We start from the raw sequence: 16,108 nt of genomic DNA on the forward strand, positions 1-16,108 counted from the left end.
GAAGGGTCTCGCCCATGGCCGGAGAGGTCAAGATCAGAGATTCAGCAGCGTCGGGTCGCCGCCCTGGGCGGTGATGTTGACGCTGAGGGCGCGCTCGACGGCGAAGCGCAGCAGGGCGTGGGGGCCGCCGGCCTTGGGGCCGGTGCCCGACAGGCCCTCGCCGCCGAACGGCTGCACGCCGACGACCGCGCCGGTCATGCTGCGGTTGACATAGGCGTTGCCGGCCGGGACCAGGCGCACCACCTCGTCGGCGAAGGCCTGGATGCGCGAGTGCACGCCCAGGGTCAGGCCGTAGCGGCGGGCCGCCAGGGCGCCGGCGACCTGTTCCAGGTCTTCGGGCTTGTAGCGGACCACGTGCAGGATCGGGCCGAACACCTCGCGCTCGAGGAAGTCGGCGGCGGGGATCTCGGCCAGGACCGGCGCGAAGAAGGTGCCGCCGGCCGGGGTTTCCAGGGCGTGAAGCACCTTGGCCTCGCGGGTCAGGCGCACGAGATGCTTTTCCAGGGCGTCCTTGGCGTCGGCGTCGATCACCGGGCCGACGTCGGTGACGGCGTCGGCCGGATCGGCGACGACCAGGGCGTCCATCGCGCCCTTCAGGCCGTCGATGATGTGGTCGGCGGTGTCGGTGGGCAGGAACAGCAGGCGCAGGGCCGAGCAGCGCTGGCCGGCCGAACCGAAGGCCGAGACGATGACGTCGTCGATCACCTGTTCGCGCTGGGCGGTGGTGTCGACGAACATGCCGTTGAGGCCGCCGGTCTCGGCGATGAACGGCACGATCGGACCCTGGCGCTGGGCGAGGGTCTGGTTGATCCGCCAGGCCGTGTCGGTGCCGCCGGTGAAGGCCACGCCGTCCAGGCCCTCATGGGCGGTCAGGGCCGCGCCCACGGTCTCGCCGCGGCCGGGCAGCAGGGCCAGCAGACGCGGATCAAGGCCCGCGGCGTGGTACAGTTTCACGGCCTCGTAGGCGATGATCGGGGTCTGCTCGGCCGGCTTGGCCAGCACGGCGTTGCCGGCGGCCAGGGCCGCGGCGATCTGGCCGGTGAAGATGGCCAGCGGGAAGTTCCACGGGCTGATGCAGACGAAGACGCCGCGGCCGGCCAGGGCGAGGGTGTTGGTCTCGCCGACCGGGCCCTTCAGCACTTCGGGCTCGCCAAACTGCTTTTCGGCCAGCAGGGCGTAGTAGCGGCAGAAGTCCACGGCCTCGCGCACCTCGGCGACGCCGTCCGACAGGGTCTTGCCGGCCTCGCGGGCCAGGATGGCGATCAGGCGGTCGATGTCGGCTTCCAGGGCGTCGCCCATGGCCCGCAGGACCTTGGCGCGCGCGACGCCGCCGGCCTGATCCCAGGCCGGTTGGGCGGCGCGGGCCAGCTTGAAGGCCTTGTCGATCTGCGGCAGCTGGGCTTCCGAGGCGGCGCCGACCACGCGGCCGGCGTCGACTGGCGAGACCACCGGCAGCGGCGGGCCGCCGGCTTCCAGCTTGCCGCCGATCAGCGGACCCGATTGCAGCGGAGCGGCGTCGACCTTGGCGACGGCGGCGGCCAGGCGGTCGCGATCGGCCTTCATCGACAGATCCAGGCCGGCGCTGTTCCTGCGGCCTTCGCCATAGACGTCGATCGGCGTCGGGATCTTGGCGTGGCGGTCGGGATGGGCCTCGACGGCCGAGATCGGATCGACCACCACCTTCTCGACCGGCACCCGCTCGTCGAGCAGGGCGTGTACGAAGCTGGTGTTGGCGCCGTTCTCCAGCAGGCGACGGACCAGGTAGGGCAGCAGGTCCTCGTGGCCGCCGACCGGGGCGTAGGCGCGCAGGGTGACGCCGTCATAGAGGTCGTCGGCGGCCTTGTAGAGCGCCTCGCCCATGCCGTGCAGGCGCTGGTGCTCGATCTTGACGCCGGCGTTCTTGGCCATGCGCACCACGGCCGCCAGGGTGTGGGCATTGTGGGTGGCGAACTGGGCGTAGAGGTGCGGCGCGGCGGCGACCAGGGCCTTGGCGTTGACCAGGTACGACAGGTCGGTGGCGGGCTTGGTGGTGAACACCGGATAGTCCGGCCGGCCGGCGACCTGGGCGCGCTTGATCTCGCTGTCCCAGTAGGCGCCCTTGACCAGGCGCACCATCAGGCGGCGGCCGGTTTCCTTCGACAGGGCCTCCAGGCGGGCGATCACCTCGCCGCAGCGCTTCTGGTAGGCCTGCACGGCCAGGCCCAGGCCCTTCCACTCGGCCAGGGCCGGTTCGCGGCACAGCTTGTCGAGCAGCTTCAGCGACAGGGCCAGGCGGTCGGCTTCTTCGGCGTCGATGGTGAAGTTGATGTCGTATTTGGCGGCGATCAGGGCCAGGCGCAGGGTGCGGGGATAGAGTTCCTCCCACACGCGGTCCTCGTGCGTGGCCTCGTAGCGCGGGCACAGGGCCGACAGCTTCACCGACACGCCATGGCCCTTTTCCGGACCGGCGCGGTTGGACAGCTTGCCGACCGTTTCGATGGCGTCGGCGTAAGACTTCTCGTAGCGGGCGGCGTCGGCGGCGGTGCGGGCGCCTTCGCCTAGCATGTCGAACGAGCACATGGTGTCTTCGCTCGCCGCGCGCTTGATGGCCGCCTCGATGGTGCGGCCCAGCACGAACTGCTCGCCCATGATGCGGATGGCCTGGCCGACGGCGGCGCGGATCACCGGCTCGCCCAGGCGACCGGCGATTTTCTTGATGAAGGTCGGCATGTCCTTCTTGGCCTCGTCGTCGGGCTCGACGATCTTGCCGGTCAGCATCAGGCCCCAGGTCGAGGCGTTGACGAACAGGCTGTCGCTGCCGCCCAGGTGCGAGGCCCAGTCGGCCGAGCCGATCTTCTCGGCGATCAGGCGATCACGGGTGTCGTCGTCGGGGGTGCGCAGCAGGGCTTCGGCCAGGCACATCAACGCCAGGCCCTCGCGGGTGCCCAGGCTGAACTCCTGCAGGAAGCTTTCGACCACGCCCTGCTTGCGGACGCTGCGACGGGCGCCGCGCACCAGGGCCTCGGCCTCGGCGCGGACGGCGGCGCGGTCTTCGCTCGACAGGGCCTGGGCGGCCAGCAGGTCGGCGATCACTGCCTTCTCGTCACGGTACTTGCCGTCGTCCAGGGAGTCCCAAGCGGTCATGACGCGTCCTCGCAGATGATTTATCGTCGCTGTAACCTGGCTATGATCGAAGGTGCTTCGTTTGTTGGGTCTGGCTTCCGTATCCTGTTCGGCGTAGACGTCGAAAAACGTTGTCCGCTCCAAACGGCCTCCCGGCAACGCGAAAACCCCGCGACAGGGCGTCGCGGCGCGCGATCGTGGTCGCAGACTAAGAGGGGAAGGGGAGCACTGGAAGGGACGCGTCTCGGGGGGGACCGCGCGTCCCTTCCGCTCGTCGCCTGCGCTGGGGGATGCGCGGCGATGGTTTCCCGCCGAGCGGGAGGTCCAATGCGAAGCGCGCCGACTGGGGGAAGCGGCGTGGGGAAGCTTCGCTAGGACGATTGAGGGTGTAGGCTTCTTCGCACCGAAGGTGCTTTGTTTGTTATCGGTATTTTCAAAATTATCTTCGCTGAAAGTGACGAAATTCCATGTCCGCTCTAGATGACACCGATCGCCGGCTCCTGCGCGTGCTGCAGGCCGACGGCCGGATCACCAACGCCGAGCTGGCCAAGCGCTGCAACCTGTCGCCGGCCGCCACCTTCGACCGCGTGCGTCGCCTGCGCGAGCGCGGGTTCATCACCGGCTATGCGGCCCTGCTAGATCCGGCCAAGGTCGACCGCGCCCTGTTGATCTTCGTCGAAGTGGTGCTGGACCGCACGACCGGCGAGGTGTTCGAGGACTTCGCCGCCGCCGTGCGCCGCGCGCCCGAGGTGCTTGAGTGCCACATGGTGGCCGGCGGCTTCGACTACCTGATCAAGGCCCGCGTGCGCGACATGGACGCCTATCGCAGCTTCCTGGGCGACATCCTGGTCAAGATGCCGGGCGTGCGCGAGACCCGCACCTATGCGGTGCTGGAAGAGGTCAAGAGCACGGTGCAACTGCCGCTGTAGGAAGATTTTTCGACGCCTAGGGGTTGAAAGGGCCGATCGGCTCCTCATATATGCGTTCAGCGCCGATCGCTTGCCGTCTTCCGAGATGGAAAATCGCGAGGCGCTGTATCGCCAGACACCTACCGTCTCCGAGCCTAGGCTTCGACGGTTCCCGGCGAGACTTTCACCCTTTGAACTTCGTGGCCTGGCGATCGTCGCCAGACCCTGACTTGGAACTACATGAAATCTGTCTCTACTCGCGTGGCCGCCGTTCGGCACGAGCCCCGCACCCAACGACCCCTGCGCAGCATGACGCCCGCGCCCGCCGCCCGGACAGACTGGGCTTGGCCGGGCCTGACCCGCGCCGAGCTGCGCGAACTGGTCATCGAACAGATCGGCTGATCGCCGACTGACCCGTCGCCGGCGTCAGAAGCCGGAAGCAAAAAAGCCGCCCAGGTTCGACCTGGGCGGCTTCTTCATTTTCAGCGAGGCGGAGAGCCTTAGTGGCTGTCGCGCGGCAGGCCCTTGGTCTGGGCGATGCGCTGGTACTTCACGGCCGGTTCCAGCACCGCGCCGGTGTCCATCTGGCCGACGATGGCCCGCTGGATCTCCTGCCAGGGGGTCTGGCTTTCCGGGTACTTGTAGCCGCCGGCCGCCTCCAGGGCCTTGCGGCGCTGGGCGACTTCCTCCGGGGTGATCAGCACGTCGACGCGCGACTTGCGCAGGTCGAAGCGGACCTTGTCGCCGGTCTTCAGCAGGGCCAGGCCGCCGCCGACGGCGGCTTCGGGCGAGGCGTTGAGGATCGAGGGCGAGCCCGAGGTGCCCGACTGACGGCCGTCGCCGATGCAGGGGAGCTGCTTGACGCCGCGTTTGATCAGGTAGTCGGGGGCGCGCATGTTCACGACCTCGGCCGATCCGGGATAGCCCACCGGGCCCGCGCCGCGCATGAACAGGATCGAGTTCTCGGTGATGCCGACCGACGGGTCGTCGATGCGGTGGTGGTAGTCTTCCGGACCGTCGAAGACCACGGCCTCGCCTTCGAAGGCGTCCGGATCCTCGTCGTTCGACAGGTAGCGGTCGCGGAACTCGCCGGAGATCACGCTGGTCTTCATGATCGCCGAGTTGAACAGGTTGCCGCGCATGACCACGAAGCCGGCGCGCTCGACCAGCGGGTTGTCGAACGTGCGGATGACGTCGGCGTCCTCGATCGTCGCGTCGCGGCAGGCGTCGCCCATGGTCTGGCCCGAGACGGTCAGGGCGTCTTCGTTGATCAGGCCCTGCTTGATCAGCTGGGCGGTCACGGCGGGCACGCCGCCAGCGTGATAATAGTCCTCGCCCAGGTACTTGCCGGCCGGCTGCAGGTTGACCAGCAGCGGCACGTCCTCACCCTTTTCCTGCCAGTCGTCGACCGTCAGCTCGACGCCGATGTGGCGGGCCAGGGCGTTCAGGTGGATCGGGGCGTTGGTCGAGCCGCCGATCGCCGAGTTGACGACGATGGCGTTCAGGAACGCCTCGCGGGTCAGGATATCCGAGGGCTTGAGGTCTTCCTTGACCATGTCGACGATGCGCAGGCCGGTCAGGTAGGCGTTTTCCTGGCGGTCGCGGTAGGGCGCGGGGATGGCGGCCGAGCCGGTGAGCGACATGCCCAGGGCTTCGGTCAGCGAGTTCATCGTCGTGGCCGTGCCCATGGTGTTGCAGAAGCCGGTCGACGGGGCCGAGGAGGCGACCAGCTTGATGAAGCCGGCGTTGTCGATCTCGCCGGCGGCCAGCATTTCGCGGGCCTTCCAGACGATGGTGCCCGAACCGGTGCGCTCGCCCTTGTGCCAGCCGTTCAGCATCGGGCCGACCGACAGGGCGATGGCCGGGATGTTCACGGTGGCGGCGGCCATCAGGCAGGCCGGGGTGGTCTTGTCGCAGCCGATGGTCAGCACCACGCCGTCGATCGGATAGCCGTACAGGGTCTCGACCAGGCCCAGATAGGCCAGGTTGCGGTCAAGGCCCGCGGTCGGGCGCTTGCCGGTTTCCTGAATGGGGTGGACCGGGAATTCGATGGCGATGCCGCCCGCTGTGCGGATGCCTTCGCGCAGGCGCTCGGCCAGAACGAGGTGGTGGCGGTTGCAGGGCGACAGGTCCGAACCGGTCTGGGCGATGCCGATGATCGGCTTGCCCGACTGCAGTTCTTCCAGGGTCAGGCCGTAGTTCAGGTAGCGCTCCAGATAGAGCGCGGTCATGTCCACGTTGTCCGGATTGTCGAACCAGGCCCGCGAACGAAGGGAGCGAGGCGCGGCTTTGGTGGTCATGATGGTCCTGTTTTTCCTCGGTCGATCCAAGCGGATCGCCTCGCCGGGCGAGGTTTATACTATTTGTCTGACTATACCGGCCGACGGGGGTCGTCAACGACCGCCATGGGGGCGGCCGGGAGGCGGAACGTCGCGCGCCTTCAAGGCCTTGCGAGCAATTCGCAATTGCCGAAAGGGCGCCGATGCGCCGATGATAGCGCTCACATTGTAAGGTCTGGGTCTGCGGCTTGTCACCCACGACGATGTTCGGCGAGCGCCGATAATGTAGGACGATTACTCGCTCCGGTCGAATGGTGCGACTTCTTTCGGTGCGGCGGCCACGCGATGGGCGGCGCGAAAAGCAAGAACGCAGCGCGTTCTCATCGTCCTGTTTGACAGGCGCGGGGAGGGCGCTATTTGTCTGACTAATGATAAGGCCGCGCAGGCGGCGCTCCATGCCCAGGTATTTCGTCCAGATGACCATCCGCATCGCCATCGTCGGCCTGGGCAAGATCGCCCGCGACCAGCACCTGCCCGCGATCGAAAAGGACGCGCGCTTCGAACTGGCCGCCGTGGCCAGCCGCAGCGCCGGCGTCGATGGCGTGCCCCATTTCACCGACCTGGCCGAACTGTTGGCCTCGGGCGTCGAATTCGACGCCGTCGCCCTCTGCACCCCGCCGCAGGTGCGCCACACGATCGCCCGCCAGGCCATCGACGCCGGCAAGCACGTGATGCTGGAAAAGCCGCCCGGCGCGACGCTGAGCGAGGTCGAGGACCTGAAGCTGGCCGCCCAGGCCAAGGGCGTGACCCTGCAGACCACCTGGCACTCGCGCTACGCCACCGCCGTGGCCCCGGCCCAGACCTGGCTGTCGGGCAAGACCATCAAGTCGGTGCAGATCAACTGGAAGGAAGACGTGCGCGTCTGGCATCCGGGCCAGACCTGGATCTGGCAGGCCGGCGGCCTGGGCGTCTTCGATCCCGGCATCAACGCCCTGTCGATCGCCACCGTCGTGCTGCCGCCGTTCTTCCTGCAGAAGGCCACGCTGCACGTGCCGGAGAACTGCCAGTCGCCGGTCGAGGCTCAACTCTCTTTCGTGACTGTCGCCGGCGCGCCGGTCGAGGCCGCGTTCGACTTCCTGCAGACCGGTCCGCAGAGCTGGGACATCATCATCCAGACCGACGGCGGCGAGCTGAAGCTCTCGCACGGCGGTTCGCGTCTGTGGGTCGACGGCGTGCTGACGCACGAGGGGCCGGACGAGGAATATCCGGGCCTCTACGACGCCTTCGCCCGCCTGATCGCGGCCGGCGGTTCGGACGTCGACGTCAGCCCGCTGCGCCACGTCGCCGACGCCTTCCTGCTGGGCGAGCGGGTCACCGCGCCGGCCTTCATCGAATAAATCAACGGGCCATCGAATAAGCGATGGTTGCGCTAACATTGACCTGACAAAACGCGGGGGAAGGGCCTATATGCGGGCCCATTCCCGTCCGCCAAAACCGCGAGCGCCGTCATGACCGAACTCCGCAGCCTGAACCCCGCCACGGGCGAGCACTTCGGCGACGTCTTCCCCGAGCCGACCGCGGCCCAGATCGAGGCGGCCCTGGCCGCCGCCGACGCGGCGTTCGACGTCTATCGCGAGACCGACCTCGAGACCCGCGCGGCCTTCCTCGAAGGCGTCGCCGCCGAGATCGAGGCCATCGGCGACGAACTGATCGAGCGCGCCATGGCCGAGACCGGCCTGCCGCGCGCCCGCCTGGAAGGCGAGCGCGGCCGCACCACCGGCCAGCTGCGCCTGTTCGCCAAGACCGTCCGCCAGGGCGACTTCCTCGGCGCCCGCGTCGACCCGGCCCTGCCCGAGCGCAAGCCGCTGCCGCGCGCCGACCTGCGCCAGCGCTTCATCGGCCTGGGTCCCGTCGCCGTGTTCGGCGCCAGCAACTTCCCGCTGGCCTTCTCGACCGCCGGCGGCGACACCACCGCGGCCCTGGCCGCCGGCTGCCCGGTCGTCTTCAAGGGCCACCCGGCCCACCCCGGCACCGCCGCCCTGGTCGGCGCCGCCGTCAGCAAGGCCGTGGAAAAGGCGGGCCTGCCGGCCGGCGTGTTCGCGCTGCTGACCGGCCAGACCCACGAGCTGGGCGGCGCCCTGGTCCGCGACAGCCGCATCAAGGCCGTCGGCTTCACCGGTTCGCGCGCCGGCGGCGTGGCGCTGATGAAGATCGCCAACGAACGCCCCGAGCCGATCCCGGTCTATGCCGAGATGAGCAGCGTCAACCCAGTCATCCTGTTCCCGCACGCCCTGGCCGCCCGCGCCCAGGCCCTGGGCGCGGCCTTCGTCGGCTCGCTGACCATGGGCTCGGGCCAGTTCTGCACCAATCCCGGCCTGGTCTTCGCGCTGGAAGGCCCCGACCTCGATGCGTTCGTGGCCTCGGCCTCGGCCGCCCTGGCCGGCGCTCACCCGCAGGTCATGCTGACCCCGGGCATCTTCGGCGCCTATGAGCAGGGCGTCGAGAAGCTGGGCGCGCGTCCGGGCGTCACCGTCGCCGCCCGCGGCCTGGTCGGCGAAGGCTGCAACCAGGGCCAGGGCGCCCTGTTCGTGGTCGATGCGGCCACCTTCGCCGCCGACCCGGCTCTGAGCCACGAAGTGTTCGGCTCGTCGTCGGTGATCGTCAGCGCGCCGGATCTGGCCACTTTGGCCAGCCTGCTGGAAGGCCTGGAAGGCCAGCTGACCGCCACCCTGCACCTCGACGCCGAAGACGCCGAGGCCGCCCGCGGCCTGCTGCCGATCCTCGAGCGCAAGGCCGGCCGCATCCTGGCCAACGGCTGGCCGACCGGCGTGGAAGTGGCTCCGGCCATGGTCCACGGCGGCCCGTTCCCGGCCACCTCGGACGGCCGCTCGACCTCGGTCGGCACCCGCGCCGTCGAGCGCTTCCTGCGCCCGGTCTGCTACCAGGACCTGCCCGACGTGCTGCTGCCGGCGGCCCTGAAGGACGCCAACCCGTGGGGCGTCAAGCGCGCCGTCGACGGCGTGCTGTAGTTTACAGGGTGCGAGAACCCCGCCCTTCGACAAGCTCAGGGTGAGGTTCTCGACTGCTCCGGCCTGTAACTTGGTCCTCATCCTGAGCTCGTCAAAGGACGAGGGCCATGCACTGAAGCGACAAGGCGTGCGACCCGCTCCGGGGCGCACGCCTTTTCTTTTCAGGTCAGCCGCTCGACCAGCAGCCAGACACAGAAGGCCAGGCAAGCGGCGGAGATCAGCATCTTGTCCATGACCGGGTCCTTTCGGCGATCCAGCCAGCCTGCAACGGTCTGGAATCACAGGATTGGACGAGGTCGCTCCGGCGGGGATTTTTTTGCGCTTTCGTCGAAATGACGACGGCTTGCGGCGCGGGTCGGCAACACTTCGCAGGCGAGCCGGAAAGCTGGCGACAACCTGCCGGTCGCTTTGAAACGGAAGTGTATCGAACCGGCCCCAAGCTTGGCGTGGCGGAAATTTCATAGACACGCCTGAGCCACGCACGGCGCCTAAGGCTCGGAGGTTCCTGAAAGCGGGTCCTCCATGTCGCGTAAGCTTCTGATCCTCTCGGCCGCCGCCCTGCCGATGCTGCTGCATGCGGGCGGAGCCGTCGCCGAGACCGAGATCACCAGCAGCAGCCGCACCAAGGCGGTGGCGACCTCGACGGCCAACGACGGCGCGGCCGACGACGTGAAGATCACCAGCGACGGGGTCATCACCTACAGCTCGTCAGGCGCGATCGCCACCGTCGACAGCAGCAACACCCTGACCAACAACGGCTCGCTGACCAGCACCGACATCTCCGACTCGACTGGCATCCTGATCAACGCCGGCGTCACCTCGACGGTGACCAACGGCGGGACGATCTCGCTGGTCGAAGACTACGACTACGAGGATACCGACAGCGACGGCGACTACGACGGCCAGTTCGCGCTGGGGACCAACCGCTACGGCATCCGCCTGGCCGGCTCGGGCGATTTCACCGGGACCATCGAGAATTCGGGCTCGATCACCATCGAGGGCAACGACTCGATCGGGATCATCCTGGAATCGTCGGTGATCGGCGACATTCTGAACTCCGGCTCGATCGCGGTGACCGGCGACGACAGCTACGGCCTGCGCAACACCGCCAAGGTGACGGGAAACATCGTCAGCGACGGCTCGATCAGCGTCACGGGCGCGGGCAGCGTCGGCCTGGCCGTGAACGGCGAGGTCGAGGGTTCGGTGATCGTGCAGGGCTCGATCAGCGCCACCGGCTATCGCTACACCAGCCGCTACACCGATCCCGACGACGAGGCCCTGCTCGACGCCGACGACCTGCTGCAGGGCGGCTCGGCCATCCAGGTCAGCAGCAATGTCAGCCAGGGCCTGGTGCTGGACGCTCCGCCGGAAGACACCAACGACGACACCACCGACGACGAGGACGGCGACGACGTCACCGACAGCGACGAAGGCACGGCCTCGGTCCTGGTCTATGGCGGCGCGCCGGCGATCCAGATCGGCTCCGACAGCCAGACCGTCACCCTCGGCTCGGCCGGGGAGGGGATCTACGACTACGGTCTGGTGATCCGCGGCTCGGTCGCCGCCTACGGCATTCATCCGGGCGTGGCCGCCACCGGCGTCCAGATCGGCGGTTCGGCCGGCTACGAGACCCTGGTGACCAACGGGATCAACCTGGAAGGCTCGATCGCGGCCAGCGCCTACGAGGCCGACGCGGTGGGTCTGCGCCTGACCTCGGGCGCCATCGCCCGCATCCTCGACAACAGCGGCAGCCTTTCGAGCTCGGTCACGGCGGAGGGCGAGTCCAACGCCTACGCCCTGCTGATCGACGCCGGGGCGACCATGACCACGGTCAACAACAGCGGCGGCATCGTCGCCTACCTGTACGGCGAGAGCGGCGACGCCAACGCCATCGTCGACCGTTCGGGCACGCTGACCACGATCAACAACACCGGCACGATCGCCGCCTATGTCGCCGCCACCGACGACGACTACGACCTCGACGACAGCAACGACGACGCCGACGACGAGGTCATGACGGGCAAGGCCGTGGCCATCAACCTGCAGGCCAACACCACCGGCGTCACCATCACCCAGACCGGCGTCAACGATGGCGATGACGGCGACGACGACGTGGCCGACACCGATACCGACGGCGATGGCGTGGACGACGCCGACGAGCCCTCGATCGTCGGGCAGGTGCTGCTCGGCTCGGGCGCCGACACCCTCAACCTGCTGAACGGCACGCTCTACGGCGAGATCTCGTTCGGCGACGGGGCCGACGTCTTCAACATCGACGGCGGGGCCTACGCCTTCACCAAGATCAGCGACAGCGACGGCCTGCTGTCGATCAACGTCGGCGACGGCGGCCTGCTGCTGGCCAACACCGACACCATCAAGGCCACCAGCCTGACCCTGGGCGCCGACGCGTCCCTGGTGTTCACCGTCGATCCCTCGGCCGGCACGGCGACCCAGCTGGTGGTCGACACCGCGACCATCGCCAGCGGCGCGAACCTGGGCCTGGTGTTCAACAACCTGCTGACCACGGCCAGCACCTTCAAGGTGATCTCGGCCGGCTCCCTGACCATCGGCGACATCGACCAGGACCTGCTGGGCGACGCCCCCTACCTCTATGTCGCCAACGCCTACAGCCAGGACAACGACGTCCTGATCGACGTGCGCCGCCGCACGGCGACGGAAGCGGGCATGACCCGCGGCCAGGCCTCGGCCTATGACGCGGTGTTCGCGGCCCTGAGCGCCAACGACGACATCGCCGGCGCCTTCCTGAGCCAGTCGTCGCGGGACGGCTTCTACAACCTCTACAACCAGATGCTGCCCAGCACCGGCGCGGGCATCTTCACCGCCCTGCAGACGGTGCAGCAGCAGGCCTCGGCCGCGACGGCCCTGCGTCCCGACGGCAAGGACCGCTACGGTCCCGACAGTGTCTGGGTGCAGGAGATCAACGCTCTGGTCCGCATCGAGGACGGCGAGAACCTCGGCTCCGACACCAAGGCGATGGGCTTCGTCGCCGGCTACGAGGCCATGGGCGACGCCGGCGGCGCGCTGGGCGTGACCCTGGCCTTCGTCAATCTCGAGGAAGAGGACACCGTCGCCAAGGTCGGCGAGGAGACGACCGCCTCGCTGTTCCAGGCCGGAACCTACTGGCGCCGGTCGATCGGCGGCTGGCGGCTGAACCTCGGCGGCGGCGCGGGCTACATCCGCTTCAACGGCGACCGCAGCTTCATCAGCGAGGATGTCGATGGCGACGACGTCGCCGACGTCATGGTCAGCAACACCGCCGCCTGGAACGGCTTCACCGCCAACGCCTTCGCCGGCGTCGGCTACGAGGCCAAGTTCGGCCGCAACTACATCCGCCCCGAGACCCGCCTGGACTATGTCTATCTGTGGGAAGGCGCGCGCAAGGAGCACGGCGGCGGGGAAGGCTTCGACCAGACGGTCGCCGCCCGCAAGTTCAGCAACCTGTCGGGCGACATCGGCGTGGCCTTCGGCCGCGAGTTCGGCACGGACGTCTGGGTTCGCCCCGAGGTCCGCATCGGCTACCGCAAGACCCTGGCCGGCAAGTACGCCGACACCACGGCCTCGTTCTCGGGCGGCACGCCGTTCACGATCCTGGCCAACAACGCCACGGCCGGCGCCGTGACCCTGAACGTCGCGCTGCGCGCGGGTTCGGACCTTTCCTATTTCGCCCTGGAGGGCGGGGCCGAGGCCTCGCGTCGCCAGACCCGTTATACGGCCCGGCTTTCCGGCCGGGCGATGTTCTGAGAACGCCCGTGAGACCCCGCCTGCTGATCGTCGATCCCGATATCGACTCCCGCGCCGCCATCAGCGCCCTTCTGGGCCGGTTCGACCTGGAAGTGCTCGAGGCCGCCTCGGCCCGCGAGATGGACCAGATCCTCGGCCGCACCCAGATCGAACTGGTGGTCATGGACATCCTGCTGCCCGACGAGGCGGGCCTGTCGGTCTGCGCCCGCCTGCGCCGCATGAACCCGGCGCCGGGCGTGGTGGTGGTCAGCGCCGTCGATGACGAGAGCGACGTGGTAGTCGGCCTGGAAATGGGCGTCGACGACTACATCGCCAAGCCGTTCCGGCCGCGCGAGACGGCCGCCCGCATCCGCGCCGCGGTCCGCCGCCGCCAGGCCTGGCGCGCGCCCGAGCCGATCGCCGCGCCGCCGGTCTACCAGTTCAGCGGCTGGCGCCTGAACGTGGCCACCCACGAGCTGTTCGACCCGCGCGGCGAGTCGGTGAACCTGTCGTCGGCCGAGTTCCTGGTCCTGTGGACCCTGGTGGCCAAGCCCCAGCAGATCCTGACCCGCGACCAGCTGCAGCAGGGTCCGCCCGAAGCCCGCAGCAAGGCCCCGCCGCAGCAGATCAACGTCACCATCAGCCGTCTGCGCAGCAAGCTGCGCAGGGCCGAGGGCGGGGCGCAGATGGTCCGCACGGTCCGTCACGCCGGCTACATGTTCGCCCCGCGCGTGGACCGCGTGCACGCGGACTAGACGACTAGAGACCCTCCCCCTGAAGGGGGAGGTGTCGCCGGAGGCGACGGAGGGGACAGTGTCTGCCGCGTGAGCGGGTGAACGGGCCTTCGAAGTCCTTCCCCCTCCGGCCCTCCGGGCCACCTCCCCCTTCAGGGGGAGGGTCTCGTTCTCCATCCCCGCTACTTCTTCCGCACGAACGTCAGGGTCTGGTCCGGCGGACCGGGCTTGCCGTCGACGTCCTGTTCGATCAGCAGGGTGTCGGGGGCCGAGAGGGCCACGTGCATGGTCTGGCGACGGCCGGTCTGGCCGTGGGTCATCACCGCCACGCTGGATTGGCCGGTGCGCTCGACGCTCAGGGTCACGAAGTTGAAGTTGACGACGGCCCGGGTCGGTCCGCCGTCGAGGCTTGCGTCGGCGAACTGGATGGCGGCCACGCCCTCGTCGTCCTCCTCGACCAGGGTCCAGGCGATCGACTTGCCGTCGTCCTTGGTGATGTCGAGCTCGCCGCTCAGCGGCGCGGCGCCGGTCAGGGCCTCATTGAAGTGCGAGCGCGGCAGGTCCAGCATCCACTTGCCGCCGACGCCCAGCGGACCCTGAGGCGTGGTCTGGGTCTGCGCCTGGGCAAGGCCCGGCCCGGCGAGCAGCAGCAGGCCCAGTGCGGCGAGCGCGGAAGCGGCTTTTGCGTGGGCCATGACGGATCTCCTTGACGATGGGTCAATGTCGGGCGGCGAGGGCGGTTCGTCCAGTGGCGCGGCGTCTTCGATTTCGAGCGTCGATTTGGGGATTGCCAATTCGCCGGCCTCGTCGCTCTGGTCGGCGCACGGAAGAATCGGAGCCTCGTCCATGCGCAGCCTGTCGCGTTCCCTGCTGTTCGCCGCCTCGCTGTTCGCGGCCGGCGCGCTCTACGGCCCCGAGGCCGACGCCGCCGAAAAGACCGACACCTCGGTCAAGGCCGTGCAGAAGATCGTCGGCGGGGCAGGCTTCAAGGCCGCGGTCAGGCAGCTCGACGCCGACTATGAGCGCACGGTCGCCGACATCGTCACCCTGACCGAGATCCCCGCGCCGCCGTTCAAGGAAGAAAAGCGCGCCCGCGCCTATCTTGAGATGCTGAAGGCCGCAGGGCTAAGCGACGTCGAGATGGACGCCGAGGGCAATGTCATGGGCGTGCGGCCCGGCACGGCGACCAAGGGCAAGGGGCCGTTCGTGGTCATCGCCGCCCACCTCGACACCGTCTTCCCCGAAGGTACGGACGTGACGGTCAAGCGCGAGGGCACGAAGCTGTCGGCCCCCGGCATCGGCGACGACACCCGCTCGCTGGCCGTGCTGCTGGCCTATGTGCGGGCGCTGGACGCGGCCAAGATCAAGACCAAGGCCGACATCCTGTTCGTCGGCAATGTCGGCGAGGAGGGGCCGGGCGACCTGCGCGGGGTGCGCCACCTGTTCACCAAGGGCAAGTACCAGGGCCGGATCAGCGCCTTCTTCTCGATGGACGGCTCGGACCCCTCGCGCATCGTCGACAAGGGCGTCGGCTCCAAGCGCTACCGCGTCACCTTCAAGGGACCGGGCGGCCACAGCTACGGCGCGTTCGGCGTGGTCAATCCGATGACGGCCATGGCCCAGTCGGTGGTCGATCTCTACGCCATCAAGCCGCCGGCCCATCCCAAGACCACCTATTCGGCCAGCGTGGTCGGCGGCGGCACCTCTGTGAACTCGATCCCCAATGCGATCTTCATGGAGTTCGACATGCGCTCGGAGAGCGCCGAGGAACTGGCCAAGCTCGACAAGACCCTGGTCGCCATCCTCGACAAGGCCGTGGCCGGCGAGAACGCGGCCCGATCGACCAAGCCGGGCGAGGTCTCCTACGAGGCCAAGGTGATCGGCGAGCGTCCGGCCGGGGGCACGGATCCCAAGGCGGCCATCGTCACGGCCGCGGCGGCCGCGGCGTCTGCGCTGGGCTTTTCGCCCACCCACGAAGCCTCGTCGACCGACGCCAACCTGCCGATGAGCCTGGGCATCCCGGCCGTGACCATCGGCTCGGGCGGCAAGGGCGGCCGGGCCCACGCCCTGGACGAATGGATCGACGTCGAGAAGGGCGAGAGCCTGAAGGGCATGCAGGTCGGCCTGGCGGCGCTGCTGGCCGTGGCGGGGGTGGAATAGGTTTCCTTCTCCCCTTGCGGGAGAAGGTGTCAGCGAAGCTGACGGATGAGGGGTTTCTCAGACGCAAAACGCCGCGAAAGCTGATCGGCTTTCGCGGCGTTTCTGTTCGTGCGACCCCTCACCCGACCTCCCTCCGGGAGGCCACCCTCTCCCGC

Annotated in this window: 9 protein-coding genes; 6 read left to right on the forward strand and 3 right to left on the reverse strand. The window is 68.7% G+C overall.

Annotated features, from left to right (window positions below):
- Positions 1 to 33 precede the first annotated feature (33 nt).
- Positions 34 to 3,123, reverse strand: coding sequence for a bifunctional proline dehydrogenase/L-glutamate gamma-semialdehyde dehydrogenase PutA (putA, locus tag I4Q42_RS00340; protein ID WP_198574089.1), 3,090 nt, complete (start codon positions 3,121 to 3,123; stop codon positions 34 to 36).
- Positions 3,124 to 3,569: 446 nt separating this feature from the next.
- Between putA and I4Q42_RS00345 the strand changes: the two genes are divergently transcribed.
- Positions 3,570 to 4,031, forward strand: coding sequence for an Lrp/AsnC ligand binding domain-containing protein (locus tag I4Q42_RS00345; RefSeq protein ID WP_110119836.1), 462 nt, complete (start codon positions 3,570 to 3,572; stop codon positions 4,029 to 4,031).
- Between the two features lie 479 nt (positions 4,032 to 4,510).
- Here the strand turns inward: I4Q42_RS00345 and I4Q42_RS00350 are convergent, their stop codons facing one another.
- Complete coding sequence (locus tag I4Q42_RS00350; protein WP_198574090.1) at positions 4,511 to 6,310, reverse strand: IlvD/Edd family dehydratase; 1,800 nt, start codon at positions 6,308 to 6,310, stop codon at positions 4,511 to 4,513.
- 434 nt (positions 6,311 to 6,744) lie between these two features.
- Here I4Q42_RS00350 and I4Q42_RS00355 point away from each other — a divergent pair, with 434 nt between their 5' ends.
- The 4 genes from I4Q42_RS00355 (at position 6,745) to I4Q42_RS00370 (ending at position 13,814) form a co-directional block, all read left to right on the forward strand.
- Positions 6,745 to 7,686: a Gfo/Idh/MocA family protein gene (locus I4Q42_RS00355; RefSeq protein WP_232792756.1), complete on the forward strand. Its 942-nt coding sequence runs from the start codon at positions 6,745 to 6,747 to the stop codon at positions 7,684 to 7,686.
- Between the two features lie 111 nt (positions 7,687 to 7,797).
- Entirely contained in the window at positions 7,798 to 9,318 is a 1,521-nt protein-coding gene (locus I4Q42_RS00360) for an aldehyde dehydrogenase (NADP(+)) (RefSeq protein ID WP_198574091.1), read from the forward strand.
- Positions 9,319 to 9,840: 522 nt separating this feature from the next.
- Complete coding sequence (locus tag I4Q42_RS00365; RefSeq protein ID WP_198574092.1) at positions 9,841 to 13,080, forward strand: autotransporter outer membrane beta-barrel domain-containing protein; 3,240 nt, start codon at positions 9,841 to 9,843, stop codon at positions 13,078 to 13,080.
- A gap of 8 nt (positions 13,081 to 13,088) precedes the next feature.
- A complete protein-coding gene (locus tag I4Q42_RS00370; protein WP_198574093.1) occupies positions 13,089 to 13,814 on the forward strand; it encodes a response regulator in 726 nt (241 codons plus the stop codon).
- Between the two features lie 161 nt (positions 13,815 to 13,975).
- On the opposite strand, the gene I4Q42_RS00375 is transcribed toward I4Q42_RS00370, so the two are convergent.
- On the reverse strand, positions 13,976 to 14,488 hold the full coding sequence (locus tag I4Q42_RS00375; RefSeq protein WP_198574094.1) for a hypothetical protein: 513 nt from the start codon (positions 14,486 to 14,488) through the stop codon (positions 13,976 to 13,978).
- Between the two features lie 151 nt (positions 14,489 to 14,639).
- On the opposite strand from I4Q42_RS00375, the gene I4Q42_RS00380 reads away from it, so the two are divergent.
- Complete coding sequence (locus tag I4Q42_RS00380; protein WP_198574095.1) at positions 14,640 to 15,953, forward strand: M20/M25/M40 family metallo-hydrolase; 1,314 nt, start codon at positions 14,640 to 14,642, stop codon at positions 15,951 to 15,953.
- Positions 15,954 to 16,108 lie beyond the last annotated feature (155 nt).

Origin of the sequence: Caulobacter hibisci (assembly GCF_016135805.1) — a bacterium.
Taxonomy (GTDB): domain Bacteria; phylum Pseudomonadota; class Alphaproteobacteria; order Caulobacterales; family Caulobacteraceae; genus Caulobacter; species Caulobacter hibisci.